This window comes from Stenotrophomonas sp. Steno-C15 (assembly GCF_056393265.1).
In genome coordinates this window covers 320,178-338,257 of the sequence record NZ_JBWJPF010000001.1, presented here as the reverse complement: position 1 = coordinate 338,257, position 18,080 = coordinate 320,178, and the positions used below count along the sequence as shown (strand labels likewise).

Here is an 18,080-nt window from a genome sequence, read left to right as displayed (position 1 = left end):
CGTCCGTCTGCCTGAACACTTCCGAGATCATCGCCATGGCCCGCGTCGTCCAGTCCGCTTCACCCGTTGCGACGCCTCCCGCTGCATCTGTACCAATCGGGACCCGCCGGGGCCACTCACAGCCGTTGAAGTTGCCGGAACTGGTACAGCGCGTGCTGTTTGTCGCGACCGAAATGGCCGACTTCGTCAAGGCGGGAGGCCTGGGCGATGTGGCCGCGGCCCTGCCACGCGCGGTGCGCGGCGCGTGTGATTCGCGCGTGCTGCTTCCCGGCTACCCGGAAGTGCTGCAGCGCCTGCCGCAGCTGCGGCCGGTGGGGCAGGTCAGCCCAAGGGCCGGCCTGCCTGCGTGCACCATCGGCATGGCGGTGCAGGCCGACGGCCTGCCGATCTACGTGCTGCTCTCGCCTGAGCTGTATGAGCGGGAAGGCTCGCCCTACGTGGATGGGCAGGGACAGGAGTGGAAGGACAACGCGGTTCGCTTCGCCACGCTGTCACACGCGGCTGCGGAGATTGCGGCCGGGCGTGCCGGGCTGGACTGGTCACCGCAGCTGCTGCACCTGAATGACTGGCCGGTGGCCATGGCCGCCGCCTACGTGCGTTGGGACCGGACGGCAGTGCCGACGCTGCTGACGATCCACAACCTGGCTTATCAGGGCCTGTTCCCGTATGCGCTTGCGCCGGTGCTGGGCGTACCGGCCGCGCACCTGGATGAACTGCACTTCCACGGACAGATGTCATTCCTGCAGGGCGGCATCACCAATGCCACGCGGCTGAACACAGTCAGCCTGCGCTATGCACAGCAGATCACCGCCCCGGATGATGGATGCGGACTGCATGACCTGCTGGCCCGGCGCGCCGCCGGCGGTCACCTGAGCGGCATCGTCAACGGCATCGACGCCAGCTGGGATCCGCGACGCGATATCCACCTCAAGGCGCACTTCGGCATCGGCGAATGGACCGGACGCGCGACCAACGCACATGCGGTGCGCAGGGCGTTCGGCCTGGCGCCCTCGACCGGCCCGCTGTTCGCGGTGGTTTCCCGCCTGGTGCACCAGAAGGGCCTGGACATCACCTGTGACGTGGCGCCACAGATCGTCGCGGCCGGGGGGCAGCTGGTCGTCATCGGCGGCGGCGAGCCGCAGGTGGAAGCACAGGTGCAGGCGCTGGCCCGGCGCTACCCGGGCCGGGTGGGCGCATTCATCGGGTTCGAGGAAGCGCTGGCGCGCCAGATGTTCGCCGGCGCGGACTTCCTGCTGATGCCTTCGCGTTTTGAACCCTGCGGGCTCAGCCAGATGTACGCGCAGCGCTTCGGCTGCCTGCCGGTCGCGCATGCGACGGGCGGGCTGGTGGACACCGTCGAGGATGGCGTGACCGGTTTCCTGTTCCACGGTGCCAATGCCGATGGCCTGCGCCGCTGCGTGGAGCGGGCGATGCGCACCTTCCGTCTGCCAGGCCTGCTGCAGGCCATGCGCCGCGCCGCCATGCTGCGGCCGGGCGGCTGGGATGCGGCCGGGCGAGCCTATCTGGCGCTGTACCAGCAGACCTGCCAGGTGGCCGCATGAGCCACGACAGCGCGCATCTGGCCGCCCTCGAGGACGACATCACCGCGGACACAGCACTGGATCACCGCATCGCGCCGGCGCTGGAGGACCTCGTCCATGCCCGCCCGGCAGATGCATTTGCCTGGCTGGGCCCGCACCGCCAGCGCGAGGGTGAACGGCGGTTGCGCGTGCTGGTGCCGCACGCGCAGCGCGTCGAGGTGATCGGAGAGGACGGGCGACGCTGGGATCTGCACCCGGGCCCCTTGCCCGGCCTGTTCGAGGGCGCCGCCGGTGAAGCGGCGGTGCCGCTGCTTGCCCTGCATTTCGAGCAGGGTGTGGAGCAGGTGCACGATGCCTATGCCTTCGGCCCGCTGCTGGACGAGGCGCTGCTGCAACGCTTCCATGCCGGTGATGCCGATGCGGCGCGCCAGCTGGGCGCGGTCCCGATGCAGGTGCAGGGGATCGCCGGCGTGCGCTTCGCGGTGTGGGCGCCCAATGCGCGGCGGGTCGCCGTGGTCGGCGATTTCAACGGATGGGATGGCCGACGCCATCCGATGCGGCTGCGCCATGCGGCTGGCGTGTGGGAACTGTTCCTGCCCGGCGTGCAGGCCGGTGCCCGCTACAAGTTCCGCATTGTCGGGGCTGATGGCCAGGTGATGCCCGACAAGTTCGACCCGATGGCGCGCTGGGCCGAACTGCCACCGGCCACCGCCTCACGCGTGCCTTCGGCGGCGCCGATGCAGTGGCATGACGAGGGTTGGAGGGCGGCCCGGCGCCAGGCGGGCGCCAGCGCGCCGCTGTCCATCTACGAGGTACATGCGGGCTCCTGGCAGCGCGGCGATGATGGCGCACCGCTGGACTGGGATGCGCTGGCCGACCGGCTGATTCCGTACGTGGCCGGACTCGGCTTCACCCACATCGAACTGCTGCCGGTCACCGAGCATCCCTTCGGCGGTTCCTGGGGCTATCAGCCGCTGGGGATCTACGCACCGACGGCACGCCATGGGACGCCGCACGCCTTTGCGCGCTTCGTGGATCGCTGTCACCAGGCCGGAGTGGGGGTGATCGTGGACTGGGTGAGCGCACACTTCCCCAACGACGCGCATGGCCTGGCCGGTTTCGACGGAACCGCGTTGTACGAGCATGCCGACCCGCGCGAAGGGGTGCACGCTGACTGGGACACGCTGATCTACAACTATGGCCGCAACGAAGTGGCCGCTTACCTGATCGGTAGTGCCTTGGAGTGGGTGGAGCGGTTCCACATTGACGGACTGCGCGTGGACGCAGTGGCGTCCATGCTGTACCGGGATTACAGCCGTGCTGACGGTGAGTGGATACCCAACGAGCAGGGCGGGCGAGAGAACCTGCAGGCGGTCGCCTTCCTGAGGCGGATGAACCAGACCCTGCGTGAGCGCTTCCCGGACGTGTTGGTGATTGCCGAGGAATCCACCGCGTGGCCGGGGGTGACCGCGCCGGTGGAGGAGGGCGGGCTTGGCTTCACCCACAAATGGAACATGGGCTGGATGCACGACACCCTGCAGTACTTGGGGCGCGATCCTGTCCATCGCCAGCATCACCACAGCGAGATCAGCTTCGGCCTGGTCTACGCCTTCTCCGAACGCTTCGTGCTTCCGCTGTCGCATGACGAGGTGGTGCATGGCAAGGGCGCGCTGCTGGCCAAGATGGCAGGCGAACCGGCGCAGCGGCTGGCCCAGCTTCGTGCGTATTACGGCTTCATGTGGGCGCACCCGGGCAGCAAACTGCTGTTCATGGGCGGCGAGTTCGGCCAGGGACATGAGTGGTCGCACGATGCAGCACTGGACTGGGAACAGGCGACCAGCAGTGAGGGCCGGGGCCTGTCGCGTCTGGTGGGCGACCTCAATGCCGTGCTCCGCTCCGAACCCGCGCTGCATCGTGACGAGCGCGATGAACGCGGTTTCGACTGGAGCGTGGCCGATGACAGCCGCAACAGCGTGTATGCCTTCATCCGCCGGGATCCTGCCGGCAGCGGCCGCACCCTGCTGGTGGTGAGCAACTTCACCCCGGTGCTGCGCGAGGGTTACCGGGTTGGCGTGCCGCAACCGGGGCGCTGGACGGAACGCCTCAACACCGACAGCGCGCATTACCACGGCGGCAATGCGGGCAACCTCGGAGCGGTGCAGACCGAGCCAAGGCCGATGCATGGCCACGCCCAGTCGCTGCGGCTGACCCTGCCGCCGCTGTCCACGCTGTACCTGCAGGTTGATGCATGACCACAGCGTCGCCGCGTCTGGGCGCTTGGCGTGCGGCCGGTGAGGGGGTGGAGTTCCGTCTGTGGGCGCCGGACGCGGACACGATGACGCTGTGCCTGCAGGGCGCGCTGCGGCCGATGCAACGCGAGCCGGACGGTTGCCACTGGCTGCGGACACAGGCATCGCATGGCGACCGGTACCGGTTCCGCCTCCCTTCAGGCCAGGACGTGCCAGATCCGGCCTCGCGCTGGCAGCCGGACGGCGTCGATGGCGACAGCGCCGTGGTGCTGGACACCGGCAGGGCGCAGGCCACGTGGCAGGGGCCCGCCTGGCAGGACCTGGTCATCTGTGAGGTGCACATCGAGGCAGGCGGCGGCCTCGCTGCACTGACCGCGCAGCTGCCGATGCTGGCCGCAACGGGCATCACCGCCATCGAGCTGATGCCGGTTGCGCAGTTTCCCGGCCGGCGCAACTGGGGCTACGACGGTGTGTTCCCCTACGCACCGGCCCATGTCTACGGCGGGCCGGCAGCGCTGAAGGCTTTCATCGACGCGGCGCATGATGCCGGACTGTCGGTGCTGCTGGATGTGGTCTACAACCACTTCGGACCGCAGGGCAACCCTCTGCGTGACTACGCGCGGGCGTTCTTCCGTGACGATCGCAGCACCCCCTGGGGTGAGGCGATCGACTTCCGCCAGCCCTGGGTGCGGCGCTTCTTCATCGACAATGCGCTGATGTGGTTGCGCGACTATGGCTTCGATGGGCTGCGCCTGGACGCGGTACACGCCATCGACGATGACCGCTTCCTGCAGCAGCTGGCCGACGAGGTGCGCGCGGAGGTGCCGCACGCGCACCTGGTGCTGGAGAACGAACGCAACCAGGCGTGGTGGCTGCGCGGTGCCTATCAGGGGCAATGGAACGACGACTTCCACAACGCGCTGCACGTGATGCTGACCGGCGAGCAGGAAGGCTATTACGCGGCCTACGCCGGTCGCGCCGACGCGCTGCTGGCCCGCTGCCTGGCAGAAGGATTCGCCTGGCAGGGTGAACCTGACCTGGGCGGCCATCCCCGCGGCGAACCCAGCAGCGACCTGTCGCCCGCGCGTTTCGTTGTATTCGCGCAGAACCACGACCAGGTGGGCAACCGTGCCTTCGGCGAGCGCCTGTCGATGCTGGTGGATCCGGCGCGGCTGCGCGCGGCACTGGCGCTGACCCTGCTGACGCCGATGATCCCGCTGCTGTTCATGGGTGAACCGTGGCAGGCGCGGTCGCCGTTCCTGTTCTTCACCGACTATGCGCCGCCGCTGGACGAGGCGGTGCGCGAGGGACGTCGCCGCGAGTTTTCCGGCTTCAGTGCCTTCGCCGATGCCGCCTCGCGTGCGCGTATTCCGGACCCGAACGATCCGGCCACCCTGCAGGTCTCGTACACGCCGCCGCCCGGCGATGATCCCTGGTCGCAGCAATGGCTGCGTTGCACAGGCGGGTTTTTGGCCCTGCGCAGACGCTATCTGCAGCCCGGCCTGCTGCAGGCCCGGTCGCTGGGTGCGCGGGTGCTTGGCGAGGGGGCGGTGCAGGCGGGTTGGCAGCTGCCATCGGGCCAATGGTGGATCGCGATCAATGTGGGCCCACGGCCCGTGGCGCATGCGGTGCCGGCCGGCGAGCGCGTTGTGGGTCCCGACGTTGCCGGTGTGCTGCCGGCAGGCGGCAGTGTTGTTGCGTGCTGGGTGGCGGCATGAGGACGGATATATCGGTTCGGGACGCCGCACGCCGGGCAGGTCTCCTGGAGCGCTGGACCGACGTGGCCGGCGTCGAGCGCGAAGTCGCGCCGGACGTGCTTCGCGCGGTGCTGGAAGGGCTGCAAGGCGATGGTGCGCCGGTGCGCGCCCGCTTGCTCACCGCCTGCTGTGGCCAGGTACTGGTGATGCCGGAGGCGACGGGGGCGGCGTGCTGGGTGGATGAACAGGGGCGCGAGCTGCCAGCACGGCCTGATGCGCAGGGGCGCTGGCGCGTTCCGGATCAACCGGGCTATTGGCAGTGGCGCCGGGGCGGGCGGCAACAGGCGGTCGCGGTGGCGCCGCCGCGAGCCTGGTGGCCACCGCGCCTGCTGCGCGGTTGGGGTCTGTCGGTGCAGGTCTACAGTCTGCGCGCCCGCGGCGATGCAGGCATCGGTGACAGCGCCGGCTGTGCGCAGTGGCGTGAGCTGCTGCAGCGGCATGGAGGCGATGCACTGGCGTTGAGTCCGCTGCACGCCGGCTTGCCACCCGGCCTGGGCCATAGCCCCTATTCGCCCAGTGACCGGCGCTGGCTCGACCCGCTGCAGGTATCTCTTCCGCAGGTGCTGCCGGAGGCTGCCGACAGCGTGCTGCGCCAGGACGAGGCACTGGCGATGGCAATTGATGCCGCCACCGCTGCACGCCGCATCGACTGGCCGCACTCGGCGGCATTGAAGTGGCGCTGGCTGCGACAGGTGCGCCACTGGCTGCGGCAGCAGGCACCGGCACAGTGCGAGCAGATCGAGACCTGGTGCGATGCGCAGGGCGAACCGCTGCTGCGCTATTGCCAGCATGCCGCCGACGGGATCACCGGGAGCGCCGACGACCATGCATTTGCGCAGTGGCTGGCGCAGCAGGGCTGGGTGCAGGTGCACGCGGCGCTGCGCAGTGATGGCGCGTCGATCGGATTGATTGCCGATCTGGCCGTGGGCTGTGCACCGCAGGGCGTCGAGGCACGCACCGGTGGCGCCGATCTGCTGCAGGGGCTTGAACTGGGTGCGCCGCCGGATGCGTTCAATCCGCTCGGCCAGGCCTGGGGCATCACCAGCTGGTCACCGTTGGCGTTGCACCGCGAGGGCTTTGCACCGTTCATCCGCGTACTGCGCGCCGTGATGGCCGGCCGCGGTGGCCTGCGCATCGACCACATCCTCGGCCTGCAGCGGCTGTGGGTGTTGCCTCACGGCGCTGGCGCCAGGCAGGGCGTGTACCTGCGCTATCCATTCGATGACCTGATCAATCTGCTGGTGCTGGAATCGTGGCGGCATCGCTGCGTGCTGATAGGTGAAGACCTGGGGGTGGTGCCGCCGGGCATCCGCCAGCGGCTGGCAGCCCGGGGCATCCTGGGCATCGAGGTGCTGCCGTTCGCCCGCAACGGCGAGCGCTTCCTGCCGGCGTCGCGGTGGCGCCGCGATGCGGTGGCCATGCCGTCCACCCACGACCTGCCGCCACTGGCCGGCTGGCTGCGCGGGCGCGACCTGCGCTGGCGTGCCCGCCTGGGTGAGCTGGAGGACCTGTCGGCGGCACTGCGCGCGCGCGCGCGGGATGTGCAGGCGCTGGCCGCGGTCTGCGGTGGTGACGGCGCGACCGTGGAGGACGGAGCGCTGTCACTGGTTGCCCACGCAGCGTCGCGGCTGGCGCTGCTGCCATTGGAAGATGTGCTGGGCAGCCGTGCGCAGGTGAACCTGCCAGGCACCGTCAGCGGGCATCCGAACTGGCGACGGCGGTTGCCGCTGGCGTGGGACGGTGCCGCCGCCGATGCGCGGCTGGCGCGCCTGAGCAGCACGCGCCGCAGGACGGGACCATGACGAGGTTGCGTGCCACCGCGCGCCTGCAGTTGCACGCAGGCTTTGACCTGGAAGCGGCCGCAGCGCAGGTGCCGTATTACGCCGCACTGGGCGTCAGTCACCTTTACCTGTCGCCGATCGCGGCTGCGGTCCCGGGGTCCTCACATGGCTACGATGGCATCGACCCGGCCAGCATCAATCCGCAGCTGGGCGGCGAAGCGGCCTTCCGCCAGCTGGCCACCGCGGCGCGCTCACACGGCCTGGGTCTGATCCTGGACATCGTGCCCAACCATCTGGCGGCATCCCCGCACAGCCACTGGTGGAGCGATGTGCTGATGCACGGGCGTCGAAGCCGCCACGCAGGCTGGTTTGACATCGACTGGGAGGCGCCGGGCTGCGAAGGCCGGCTATGGTTGCCGGTGCTGGACCGGCCACTGCACGACGCCGTGCGCGACGGCGTACTGCGGGTGGGGGTGGACGATGAGCGGCCAGGGTTGCGCCATCATGGGCTGGTCCTGCCGTTGTCGCCGCGCAGTCATCCCCTGGACGCCGCGCAGTGGCCGGCGTGGGCCGAACGCTGCAACCGCAGCGTCGAGCGGTTGCAGGCACTGCTGCAGCGGCAGCACTACCGGCTGGCGTGGTGGCGCACGGCAGGCGATCAGGTGAACTACCGGCGCTTCTTCGATATCAACGAACTGGCCGCGCTGCGGGTGGAGCGCGAGGACGTGTTCGAAGCGGTGCATGCGCTGCCGTTGCGGCTGGTGCGTGAGGGCTGGGTGGATGGCCTGCGCATCGACCATGTGGATGGCCTGTCGTCGCCCGGCGACTATCTGCAGCGCCTGCGCGAGGCGGTGGATGCTGCCTGCGCGGCCGGGAGCCGTGATCCGGAGGCGGTGACTCTGCACGTCGAGAAGATACTGGCCGAGGGCGAGCAGCTGCCCGAGGGGTGGGCCTGCGACGGGACCACCGGCTATGACTTCATGGACCAGGCCGGCGCGTGGCTGCACGATCCGGCAGCGGCGCCCGCGCTCTCACGCGCCTGGCAGGCGGCGAGCGGCGACACGCGCGACTTTGACCAGATACAGCAGGACGCGCGCGGGATGCTGCTGCGCCAGTCGCTTCACACCGACTTCCAGCGCCTGCTGCGCAGTGCGCAGCAGGTTCTGCAGCCCCGGCTGGCCGAGGCCGACATCGGTACGGCCGCCCTGGCGCGCGCGCTGGCCGCGCTGCTGCGGCACTACCGCACCTACCGCCCGTACTCGTTGCGTGACGCGGGTGAGCGGAAGGCACTGGTCGCCGCTGCTGCCACGGCACGAGCCGCGCTGGACGGTGCCGGACGGGCGGCACTGGACCTGCTGCTGCAGGCACTTCCCGGCCAGGCACCGGCTGAAAGCGAGCTGCGCGTGCGCTTCGGGCAGCTGGCCGCGCCGTTGAACGCCAAGTCGGTGGAGGATACCGGCTTCTATCGTTACTTCAGACTGCTCTCACGCAACGAAGTCGGCAGTGATCCGCAGCGGCTGGGCATGCAGGGACGCGAGCTGCTGCAGCATGCAGCGCGGCGCCTGCGACGCCATCCCGAGGCACTGCTTGCGCTGGCGACCCACGATCACAAGCGGGGCAGCGACAGCCGGGCGCGGCTGGCGGTGCTCAGCACCTGCACGGCGGAGTGGCGGGATGCTGTACGGCGCTGGAGCCGGATGGCAGCCAAGGCCGGCATGCCGCTGCCGTTGCCGGGCGCCGAGGCGTATGCGCTGTGGCAGGCGCTGGTGGCGGCGTGGCCGATGCAGGGCGCCCCCGGTGCCGACTTCGCATCGAGGATGGCGGACTGGCTGACCAAGGCCCTGCGCGAGGGCAAACGGATCAGCAACTGGTCCGATCCCGATGTGGCAGTGGAGGACGCCGCCGCGCAGTGGCTGCACGCGCTGCTGGAGGGAGCACCCTTGCTGCCGGTGCGCGAGGCGCTGGCGACCTTCGTGGCCCGCATCGCGCCGGCGGGCGCCTGCAATGGATTGGCACAGCTGTGCCTGCAGCACTGCCTGCCCGGTGTGCCTGACCTCTATCAAGGCGGCGAAGGCTGGGACCTGAGCCTGGTGGACCCGGACAACCGCCGGGCCGTGGACTATCCGGCGCGGCAGGCATGGCTGCGGGACACGCGCTCCTGGCCCGCGCTGCTGCAGGACTGGCGGGACGGCGGCATCAAGGCATTGCTGCTGCGGCAGCTGCTGGATTGCCGCCGCAGGCACCCGCACCTTTTCCTGTACGGCGAGCTGCAGCCGCTGTCCGCGCCTGCGCGCTCGCCCTGGCTGGCGTTCGTGCGCAGGCACCAGACGCAGGTACTGCTGGTGATCGTGCAGCGTGGCTCGCCCATCGCCATGCCCGGGCCCGGCCTGAACGTTGTGCGTGACGTCGCCACCGGCCCAACGCTGCGCGGGCTTCCGGCAGGACGCATGCGCAACCTCCTGGACGGACGCATCGAACATTTCAATGAAACCGCGGATGCAGCACGGCTTCTGGCTGGCAGCCCGCTGGCGGTATGGATCAACGAGGAGACGGGTAGGGATGGACAGCAGGGAACGACGGCAGCGGATTGAGGCATTGGCCCACCAGATATGGGAAGCGGAAGGGCGCCCGGACGACCAGCAGCAGCGGCACTGGCACATGGCCGAGCGGCTGGTGGAGGCCGAGATTGCCGCGGCGCGCGGCGAGGAGGGCAGCGATGGCGAGCCGTAAGTGGGCACAGACCTCGCGCGTGCGCGAAGGCCGGCCCTTCCCGCTGGGTGCAACCTGGGACGGGCTGGGCGTGAACTTCGCGCTGTACTCGCGGCATGCCACCCGGGTCGAACTCTGCCTGTTCGACGCGCGCAACCGCGAGGTGGAGCGCATCGCGCTGCCCGAGTACACCAATGAGATCTGGCACGGCTATCTGCCCGATGTAAGGCCCGGGCAGCGCTACGGCTACCGGGTGCACGGTCCGTATGCGCCGGAGGAAGGGCATCGCTTCAATCCCAACAAGCTGTTGCTGGACCCTTACGCCAAGCAGATCGTCGGCGAGCTGAAGTGGGCGCCCCACCTGTTCGGCTACACCCTGGGCCATCGCGATGGCGATCTCAGTTTCGACCGCCGCGACAGCGCCAGCTACATGCCACGCTGCGCCGTGATCGATCCGGCCTTCAGCTGGGGTGTCGAGCGTGCACCCGAAACGGCCTGGGACAGGACCGTGATCTACGAAGCGCACGTGCGCGGGTTGACCATGCAGCATCCTGATGTCCCGCAGGCCGAGCGCGGCACCTTCTCTGCACTGCGGCATGATGCGGTGGTGGACCACCTGAGCCATCTGGGTGTGACCGCCATCGAGCTGCTGCCCGTGCACGCCTACGTGGACGACCAGCAGCTGCTCGAGCGTGGGCTGCGCAACTACTGGGGGTACAACACCATCGGCTTCTTCGCCCCACAGCCGCGTTACCTGTCGACGGGCACCGTGGCCGAGTTCAAGCAGATGGTCGCGCGGCTGCACAATGCCGGCATCGAAGTGATCCTGGACGTGGTCTACAACCACACCGCCGAGGGCAACGAGCTGGGCCCCACGCTGTCGTTCAAGGGCATCGACAATGCCAGCTACTACCGATTGGCCGATGATCGCCGCTATTACATCAACGATACCGGCACCGGCAACACGTTCGACCTGACCAATGCCGGCGCGCTGCGCATGGTGATGGACTCGCTGCGCTACTGGGTGACCGAGATGCGGGTAGACGGTTTCCGCTTCGACCTGGCGACCATTCTTGGCCGTGAGCGCCATGGCTTCGACGCCTCGGGCAGCTTCCTCGATGCGGTACGCCAGGACCCGATCCTGAGCCAGGTGAAGCTGATCGCCGAGCCCTGGGACATCGGCCCGGGCGGCTACCAGCTGGGCCAGTTCCCGCCGGGTTGGGCGGAATGGAACGACCGCTTCCGCGATACAGTGCGCGCGCTGTGGCGTGGCGATGGCGGGCAGCTGCCGGAGTTCGCCACCCGTTTCACCGGCTCGGCCGACCTGTTCGAACACCACGGCAGGCGGCCGTCGGCCAGCATCAACCTGGTAACGGCACACGACGGGTTCACCCTGCACGATCTGGTGAGCTACAACGACCGCCACAACGAGGCCAACGGCGAGGACAACCGCGATGGCCATTCGCACAATCTTTCCAGCAACCACGGTGTGGAGGGCGACACCGATGATCCGGCGATCCTCTCGTTGCGTGCACGGCAGATGCGCAACCTGCTGGCCACGCTGCTGCTGTCGCAGGGCACGCCCATGCTGCTGGCCGGCGACGAGTTCGGCCATTCGCAGCAGGGCAACAACAACGCGTACTGCCAGGACAACCCGCTGAGCTGGATCGACTGGGAGCGTGCCTCGCAGCCGGCGGCGCAGGCGCAGGTGGCATTCGTGCGGCGTGCACTATCGCTGCGCCGGCGCTATGGCCTGCTGCGCAGGAACCGGTTCCTGCGCGGTGAATACGATGAAGCGCTGGGCCTGCGCGATATCGACTGGCGGCATCCGGACGGCCGCAGCATGGAGGAGGCGGACTGGCACGACCCCGAACTGCGCGCGCTGCTGATTGTGCTGGACGGTCGAAGCCCCGACAGCGGCCTGCGTGAGCCCGGGCGGCATGTCAGCCTCGCCCTGCTGTTGAATGCCGGAGACCAGCCGCAGCGGTTCCGCGTATCGGATCAGGCGCTGTCGTTCCGGCGCGTACTGCTGCAGACCGACGAGGCGCCGCTGGAGCAGGACGGCACCGGCGACTGGACCCTGCCGCCGCGCAGCCTGTGCCTGCTCGCGGCCAGCAGCGCCTGATTGCAGCGCGCCCGCTCGGCGCGAAGACCGATCGGCAGCGCCGGGTCCCGCCCGGCCTGCCGTGAATCAGCCCAGCAGATGGCGCAGCAACCCGGCCGAGACCACGCCGATCAGCACGGTCGGCAGCATCGACAGCCGGGTGGCGGCCAGCAGGGTGATGGCCAGCGCAGCCAGATCGGCGGGCTTGTCGGCGACGAAATCCGGGGCGATCACCGAGATCAGCACGCAGCCCGGCGCGGCCTCCATGACCGTCACCGCACGCTTGCCGAGGGTGCGGTTGCGCAGGGCCAGGAAGCCGATGATGCGGGTGAGGTAGGTAACGGCTGCCATCAGCACGATGGTGAGCAGCGAGCTCCACTGGATCATGCCGCGTCCTCCGCCAGCAGCCAGGCGGCCACCAGCCCGGCCAGCGCACCGCTGGCGACGTACCAGGCGCCCGGAACCAGCAGATGGGTGCCTGCGGCCACCAGCAGGCTGACCAGCCAGGGCCGCGCTGCGCGCAGGCCCTGCCACATGCCACGCAGCAGCACCAGGAACACTGCGGGGAAGGCCATGTCGAATCCATAGGCATGGATGTCGCCCAGCAGCGGGCCGGCGATCGCCCCCAGCGTCGTGCAGGTCACCCAGACCCCATACAGGCCGGCCGAGGTGCCCAGGTAGTAGGCGAGGCTGAAACCGTGCATGCGCCGCCGCGCGTCGGCGACACCCAGGGCCCAGCTTTCGTCACACATGAAGAACAACGCCGGCAGCGTGCGACGGCGTGGCAGGTGCTGCAGCAGCGGTGCCAGGCTGGCCCCCATCAATAGATGGCGACTGTTGACCAGCGCGGTGATCGCTACGATGAGCGCGATGTGCGGAGGTGACGTCCACAGCTCGATGGCGGCGAACTCCGAGCCGCCGGCGAAGTTGAGCCCGGTCATGAGCGGTACTTCAAGCGCCGACAGGCCCTTCTGCGCAGCCTGTGCACCGAGCACCAGGGCGAAGGGAACGAAGCCGATCATCACCGGCACGGCAGCGCGCAGGCCGCGCAGGAACTCGGCGCGGGGCGTGACGTGGCAGGGGGCGTCAGGCGGAAGGAGGGAGGGTTGGGCGTCCATGTAGCGGAAGCGAGCGAGGGGGGCTTCATCCTAGCGGCGACGGCACGAAATCGGGTTGCGTTGATGCCATTCGATTGAGAATGTTGCGCATCTGATGCGGCAGATGGCCATGAGGGTGGAATCCAATGCAATCTCAACTCGATAACCTTGATCGCCGGATTCTCGAGGCGCTGCAGGTCGATGGTCGTCTGCAGAACCTGGAGCTGGCCAGGCAGGTCGGTCTTTCGCCGTCGGCCTGCCTGCGCCGGGTCCGCCTGCTGGAGGACGGCGGCTACATCGACCGCTACGTGGCGCTGCTGAACGAGACCAAGGTTGGACGGGGCTTCACCGTATTCGTGCGGGTCTGGCTGCGTGGGCAGGACGAGGACACCACCAACCACTTCATAAACAGCATCAAGTCCCTGCCGGAAGTGCTTGAATGTCATCTGATGGCAGGCGATTGCGATTTTCTGCTGCGGGTGGCCGTGGCCGACCTGGATGCGTATCGCCAGTTCCAGATCCGGCATCTGAACAGGATCGCCGGGGTGCAGAACACCAAGACCGAGATCCCGATGCAGCGGATCAAGCAGACCACCCGGCTGCCGCTTTGAGGCCACGCCGCGCCGGCCCCGGTGCGGTGGTCATCGCAATGACATCTGCCCCCGGTAGGGTCTGACCCCGCTTGCCGGGCGCGCGCGGGCGACCTCCCGGTCGTGCCGCCTGCCTCCGTCACAGCTGCGGTCGCTGCCGAGGGTCATGTGTTCAACGTCAGGGGGCTGGATGGACGCCACGCGGTCAGAACATGGAGAGTGGCCATCGCTGCGTGGCTGCTGCTGGCCTTCGTCGCCACGGCCGAGGACGACGTCCGTGCCTACGACATTCCGGCGCAGCCGCTGGAGCAGGCAGTGGAGCGCTTCAGCGTCAGCAGCGGGTGGTCGGTGATGTACGCCGGCGAACTCGCTGCCGGTCGGCGCAGTTACCCGCTGCACGCCAGCCTGCCGCCGCTGCAGGCGCTGCAGACCCTGCTGCAGGAGACCGGCGTCGAAGCCGAGGTGATCGGCGCGCAGCGCGTGGTGCTTCGGCTGGGCGCGCAACCCGAACGCGCAGCCGGTACCGTCGGCCTGCTGCCGGAATCCGAGCGCAGCCGTCGTTTTGGCGGGCTGCAGCAGCGGCTGCGCGACGCGTTCTGTGACGACCCCCTGCTCGCACCGGGCCGCTACGCGGCGACGCTGCGTTTCCGCATCACCGCCGAGGGCCATGTCGACGATGCCGAACTGCTCGTCGGCAGCGGCGACGCCCGGCGCGATCGGCGCCTGTTGCTCGCCATCGGCAGGCTGGCGCCGTCCATCGACGCCGCCGCGTTGCCGCAGCCGGTGACCCTGCAGATCCAGCCCTCCCGTGCCGACCACGACTGTGGCCGGCGGCAGCCCCTTCCATGATTTCAAGGATTCGAACATGAGCAACGGAACGGCCGGGGCGGTGGACCTGATGGATCACCTGCTGGGGGCCTACGATGAACTCAAGCGCCGGCTGGTGCGCAAGCTGGGCTCGGAAGAGCTGGCGGGCGATGCGCTGCAGGACACCTGGATGCGCCTGAGCGCACGCCGCGACCGGCTGGACCCGGTGCAGAACCCAGCGGCCTATCTGCTGCGGATGGCGATGAACACCGTGATCGATCGGCAGCGCGCCGACCATCGCCTGCTCAGTCTGGAAGAAGTGGACGCGCTGATGGAGATGGCCGATCCGGGCCCCGGTCCGGCACAGGCCGCGGAGCTTGATAATGCCCTCGAAGACATGGTCGGCCTGCTGCAGCGCATGCCCGAACGCCGCCGCCGGATCCTGCTGGCGATCCGCGTGGACGGCCTGCAGCAGCGGGACGTGGCCGAGCAGCTGGGCGTGTCGCTGCGGCTGGTGCAGCGCGAACTGAAAGCGGCCCAGGACTATCTGGCCGAGCGCAGCGGGCAGGACCGGCAGGTGCGGTTCTGACCGGCGGCGTCCGTCTACACTTTGACGCCGAGCAGAACCCCGCAGCGTGCGGGCATGGCTGGACTGCGCATGGACCCTGATGATCGCCCGCACCGCACGCTCGACGCCGTGGAGCGCCAGGCGCACGCCTGGGTGGTGCGTCTGACGTCGGGCGAGGCCACGGCAGCCGACGGACGCAGGTTCCGCCAATGGTGCGCGACCGATTCGCGTCACCGCGAAGCGTTTGCCCGTGCGCGGCGGCAATGGGAGCAGGTGCGCGTGGCCGGTGAGCAGGTCCCGGCTGCGGCGCGCCAGCCGCAGGCACCGGGCCTGGCACGGCGATGGAGCCGGCGTGCATTCCTGGGGGCGGCCATCGCCGCCCCCGCCAGCCTCGCCGTGGTGGCAGCGATCCGTCCACCGTTGGGGCTGTGGCCGTCGGTGAGTGCGATGGCGGCCGACTTCCATACCGGCACCGGCGAGCGCCTCCAGCTTGCGCTGACGCCGCAGTTGACGCTGGAGCTGGATACGCAGAGCAGTCTGCGGCGCCGGATGGGTGCGGGTGGCGAGGGTTACGAGCTGGTGCAGGGGCAGGCGGCATTCGAGACCGCTGCGGGTTCACGCCTCGCACTGTACGCGGGGCCGGGCTGTGTGATCGCCGATGAGGGCGCAGCCCGGCTGGACGTGCGCAATACCGGGGGACACGTCCGGGTGACGTGCCTGCGCGGCAGCGCCCGCATCGAGCACCCGCAGGGCCGGCTGCGGCTGCAGGCCGGACAGCAGACCCGCTACGACGAGCGCCTGAGCGGGGTGGTGGCCGAGGCCGTGGCCGCCGAGGTCAGCGCCTGGACCGAAGGCATGCTGGTGTTCCGCCGCGCGCCGTTGCGCGAGGTGGTGGACGAGATCAATCGCTATCGCCGCGGCAGGGTCCTGCTCGGTGACGGCGCACAGGCGCGTGCGCCGGTCAGCGGTCGCTTCCGCATCGATGACCCGGACGCGGCGCTGGAACAGCTGCGGTTGACGCTGTCGTTGGAGCTGCGTCGCTTCCCGGGCGGTATCGCCGTCCTGGGGTAGAGTCCCCGGCCACGCGCGTCGCGTGGCTGCCGCATGCAAGGAGAAGCCAAGGAATGCGCAACGAGACCATCGGTGTGCTCGACCTGCGACGCAACCTGTCCGCATTGCTGGAGACCACGCAGCGGCGTCCATTGACGGTGCATCGCTATGGATCGCCCTGGGTCTGCGTGGTCTCCGATCCGCAGTGGCAGGAACAGTCCGTGCTGCTGGATTTCGACCCGCAGGGCCATCCGCTGGCTGCCCTGCTGAGGTTGCAGCAGGCGCTGTCGCTGCCGGAGAAGGGCAGCGTATCACCGGCAATGGCGGCCCGCGGTCTGCTGCTGATGGCGATGCATGGCATACAGGGCCTGCCACAGTTGCACGATCAGGTGATCCATCACCGCTTGTGGCACTGGTTCGTGGCCGGTGCGGTGATTGCGATGGACGGATGGCAGTTGCCGGCACTGCGCCAGGCCACGGCCGCGTTGCTGGCCGACGCGGACGCGGCCGGGTTGCTGTCCGCATTTGCCCGACGTCCCGACGTGATGGTGCTGGCACGACAATGCGGCGGCATCGCTCCGTTGCTGGATGCCGATGCCTGCAGGCGCATGACGTCGCTGTGACAGAGCGGCTGAAGCGCAACGCACGGCACATCACGCGCAACGCGCTGTCGCTTCATCGACCCTGCTGACGTCTTCTCCAGAGTACGGCGCATCCGCGTCGTGGAGCGCAGGCAGCGTCGATGGCGGAACGTCGCAGGATCAGCATGCTCGAGCTGGATCGTCACCTGAGCCGGTCGCTGGAACAGGCCCGGCACGCGCCGCTGTGCGTACAGCGCTACGGGCATCCGTGGGTCTGGGTGCTTTCCAGCGACGCCTGGGCAGACGCCGCGCGATGGGCGGCGCTGGACGTCGAGGCGCATCCGCTGCTGGCGCTGCGCCGCGCAACCGATGCGCAACTGCCGGCGTGGCCGGAAGCAGCCATCGCGACGCTGCCCCTGGACATGGACGATGTCCGCATGCTGCAGCGTGCCGCTCTGCTGCTGTGGGTGCAGGCACTGGACAGCGCGCAACGGGTACACGATGACCTGCGCCATCACCAGGTGTACCGCCGCTTCGTCGGCTTCGGCCGTGGCAGCGCCTGGTCGCCGACGCAATGCGTGCGGATCCTGCAGGCCAGTCGCCACCCGCTGCTGCGTCGCTGCGTGGAAGGCGCGTTGGCGGCGGTACCTGCAACGCTGCTGCAGTCGGCTGGCGTGCCGCCTGCGGGCGCCAGCGCAGACAGGGTGGAGCAGCAGCGAATTGCAGGTGGATGTTTATCGTACTGACACATGCGCCGCTGACCATGGTGCAGCGGTCCCTTCCAGGATGACGAGGGCGGAACAATGGCAAGACAGCTTCGTGGTGGCAGGGCCCGGCAGCACGGTTTCAGCCTGATCGAGATCATGGTGGTGGTGGTGATCATCGGCATTCTTGCCGCACTGATTGTGCCGCGCCTGATGGATCGTCCCGATCAGGCGCGGGTGGTGGCGGCACGCCAGGACATCGCCGCACTGATGCAGGCGCTGAAGCTCTATCGCCTGGACAATGGCCGCTACCCCAGCACCGAGCAGGGATTGCAGGCGTTGGTGGCGCCGCCCCAGAGCAGCGGCGCGATGCCGACAACCCCCTATCTGGACCGCCTGCCGAACGACCCGTGGGGGCATCCGTACCAGTACCAGAACCCGGGCGCGCACGGCGACATCGACGTGTTCTCCCTTGGCGCGGACAGCAAGGCCGGAGGTGATGCCGGCAATGCGGACATCGGCTCCTGGCAGCTGTGAGGTCC

Annotated in this window: 16 protein-coding genes; 14 read left to right on the top strand and 2 right to left on the bottom strand. The window is 69.1% G+C overall.

The features are described 5' to 3' along the window. Positions 1-35 precede the first annotated feature (35 nt). From glgA to glgX, 7 genes are read left to right on the top strand one after another with little or no spacing between them, the layout of a single operon-like run. The gene (gene glgA / locus AC06FB_RS01465; protein ID WP_263174481.1) at positions 36-1,562 is read left to right on the top strand and encodes a glycogen synthase GlgA; all 1,527 of its coding nucleotides are present in this window, start codon (positions 36-38) and stop codon (positions 1,560-1,562) included. Continuing rightward, the gene (locus AC06FB_RS01460; protein WP_478053295.1) at positions 1,559-3,793 is read left to right on the top strand and encodes a 1,4-alpha-glucan branching enzyme; all 2,235 of its coding nucleotides are present in this window, start codon (positions 1,559-1,561) and stop codon (positions 3,791-3,793) included. The genes glgA and AC06FB_RS01460 overlap by 4 nt, the downstream gene beginning before the upstream one ends. After that, positions 3,790-5,508, top strand: a complete 1,719-nt coding sequence (gene treZ / locus AC06FB_RS01455) for a malto-oligosyltrehalose trehalohydrolase (RefSeq protein ID WP_478053294.1) — start codon at positions 3,790-3,792, stop codon at positions 5,506-5,508. The genes AC06FB_RS01460 and treZ overlap by 4 nt, the downstream gene beginning before the upstream one ends. Continuing rightward, complete coding sequence (locus AC06FB_RS01450) at positions 5,505-7,349, top strand: 4-alpha-glucanotransferase (RefSeq protein ID WP_478053293.1); 1,845 nt, start codon at positions 5,505-5,507, stop codon at positions 7,347-7,349. The genes treZ and AC06FB_RS01450 overlap by 4 nt, the downstream gene beginning before the upstream one ends. Then, positions 7,346-9,919, top strand: a complete 2,574-nt coding sequence (treY, locus tag AC06FB_RS01445) for a malto-oligosyltrehalose synthase (protein WP_346475118.1) — start codon at positions 7,346-7,348, stop codon at positions 9,917-9,919. The genes AC06FB_RS01450 and treY overlap by 4 nt, the downstream gene beginning before the upstream one ends. Next, positions 9,888-10,058: a DUF2934 domain-containing protein gene (locus AC06FB_RS01440; RefSeq protein WP_080375226.1), complete on the top strand. Its 171-nt coding sequence runs from the start codon at positions 9,888-9,890 to the stop codon at positions 10,056-10,058. The genes treY and AC06FB_RS01440 overlap by 32 nt, the downstream gene beginning before the upstream one ends. Beyond that, positions 10,045-12,162 carry a glycogen debranching protein GlgX gene (glgX, locus tag AC06FB_RS01435; protein ID WP_180875268.1) on the top strand — a complete coding sequence of 706 codons (2,118 nt, stop codon included), beginning with the start codon at positions 10,045-10,047 and terminating at the stop codon, positions 12,160-12,162. Before AC06FB_RS01440 ends, glgX begins: the two co-directional genes overlap by 14 nt. A gap of 66 nt (positions 12,163-12,228) precedes the next feature. Here the strand turns inward: glgX and AC06FB_RS01430 are convergent, their stop codons facing one another. Both AC06FB_RS01430 and AC06FB_RS01425 read right to left on the bottom strand, forming a co-directional pair. Further along, a complete protein-coding gene (locus AC06FB_RS01430; protein ID WP_053516356.1) occupies positions 12,229-12,528 on the bottom strand; it encodes an AzlD family protein in 300 nt (99 codons plus the stop codon). Next, entirely contained in the window at positions 12,525-13,259 is a 735-nt protein-coding gene (locus AC06FB_RS01425) for an AzlC family ABC transporter permease (protein WP_065176122.1), read from the bottom strand. Before AC06FB_RS01425 ends, AC06FB_RS01430 begins: the two co-directional genes overlap by 4 nt. A 125-nt stretch (positions 13,260-13,384) precedes the next feature. Between AC06FB_RS01425 and AC06FB_RS01420 the strand changes: the two genes are divergently transcribed. From AC06FB_RS01420 to gspG, 7 genes are all read left to right on the top strand, one after another. Next, complete coding sequence (locus AC06FB_RS01420) at positions 13,385-13,849, top strand: Lrp/AsnC family transcriptional regulator (protein ID WP_478053292.1); 465 nt, start codon at positions 13,385-13,387, stop codon at positions 13,847-13,849. Between the two features lie 147 nt (positions 13,850-13,996). Then, positions 13,997-14,677, top strand: a complete 681-nt coding sequence (locus AC06FB_RS01415; protein WP_053516350.1) for a TonB-dependent receptor — start codon at positions 13,997-13,999, stop codon at positions 14,675-14,677. Between the two features lie 16 nt (positions 14,678-14,693). Continuing rightward, the gene (locus AC06FB_RS01410; RefSeq protein ID WP_346475119.1) at positions 14,694-15,224 is read left to right on the top strand and encodes an RNA polymerase sigma factor; all 531 of its coding nucleotides are present in this window, start codon (positions 14,694-14,696) and stop codon (positions 15,222-15,224) included. Positions 15,225-15,293: 69 nt separating this feature from the next. Further along, a complete protein-coding gene (locus AC06FB_RS01405) occupies positions 15,294-16,274 on the top strand; it encodes a FecR family protein (protein ID WP_346475208.1) in 981 nt (326 codons plus the stop codon). Positions 16,275-16,327: 53 nt separating this feature from the next. After that, a complete protein-coding gene (locus AC06FB_RS01400; protein ID WP_180875265.1) occupies positions 16,328-16,876 on the top strand; it encodes a hypothetical protein in 549 nt (182 codons plus the stop codon). A 143-nt stretch (positions 16,877-17,019) separates the two neighbouring features. Next, complete coding sequence (locus AC06FB_RS01395; protein ID WP_258012752.1) at positions 17,020-17,580, top strand: hypothetical protein; 561 nt, start codon at positions 17,020-17,022, stop codon at positions 17,578-17,580. 57 nt (positions 17,581-17,637) lie between these two features. Beyond that, a complete protein-coding gene (gene gspG / locus AC06FB_RS01390; RefSeq protein ID WP_065176116.1) occupies positions 17,638-18,075 on the top strand; it encodes a type II secretion system major pseudopilin GspG in 438 nt (145 codons plus the stop codon). The last annotated feature ends 5 nt before the right edge of the window (positions 18,076-18,080 follow it).

Bases quoted from the DNA above. Each gene is read 5' to 3' on its own strand.
- AC06FB_RS01400 (WP_180875265.1), top strand. From the start codon at position 16,328: ATGCGCAACGAGACCATCGGTGTGCTCGACCTGCGACGCAACCTGTCC.
- AC06FB_RS01420 (WP_478053292.1), top strand. From the start codon at position 13,385: ATGCAATCTCAACTCGATAACCTTGATCGCCGGATTCTCGAGGCGCTG.
- AC06FB_RS01395 (WP_258012752.1), top strand. From the start codon at position 17,020: ATGCTCGAGCTGGATCGTCACCTGAGCCGGTCGCTGGAACAGGCCCGG.
- AC06FB_RS01430 (WP_053516356.1), bottom strand. From the start codon at position 12,528: ATGATCCAGTGGAGCTCGCTGCTCACCATCGTGCTGATGGCAGCCGTT.
- glgA (WP_263174481.1), top strand. From the start codon at position 36: ATGGCCCGCGTCGTCCAGTCCGCTTCACCCGTTGCGACGCCTCCCGCT.
- AC06FB_RS01410 (WP_346475119.1), top strand. From the start codon at position 14,694: ATGAGCAACGGAACGGCCGGGGCGGTGGACCTGATGGATCACCTGCTG.
- AC06FB_RS01425 (WP_065176122.1), bottom strand. From the start codon at position 13,259: ATGGACGCCCAACCCTCCCTCCTTCCGCCTGACGCCCCCTGCCACGTC.
- glgX (WP_180875268.1), top strand. From the start codon at position 10,045: ATGGCGAGCCGTAAGTGGGCACAGACCTCGCGCGTGCGCGAAGGCCGG.
- AC06FB_RS01440 (WP_080375226.1), top strand. From the start codon at position 9,888: ATGGACAGCAGGGAACGACGGCAGCGGATTGAGGCATTGGCCCACCAG.
- AC06FB_RS01460 (WP_478053295.1), top strand. From the start codon at position 1,559: ATGAGCCACGACAGCGCGCATCTGGCCGCCCTCGAGGACGACATCACC.
- AC06FB_RS01405 (WP_346475208.1), top strand. From the start codon at position 15,294: ATGGACCCTGATGATCGCCCGCACCGCACGCTCGACGCCGTGGAGCGC.
- AC06FB_RS01450 (WP_478053293.1), top strand. From the start codon at position 5,505: ATGAGGACGGATATATCGGTTCGGGACGCCGCACGCCGGGCAGGTCTC.
- treY (WP_346475118.1), top strand. From the start codon at position 7,346: ATGACGAGGTTGCGTGCCACCGCGCGCCTGCAGTTGCACGCAGGCTTT.
- gspG (WP_065176116.1), top strand. From the start codon at position 17,638: ATGGCAAGACAGCTTCGTGGTGGCAGGGCCCGGCAGCACGGTTTCAGC.
- treZ (WP_478053294.1), top strand. From the start codon at position 3,790: ATGACCACAGCGTCGCCGCGTCTGGGCGCTTGGCGTGCGGCCGGTGAG.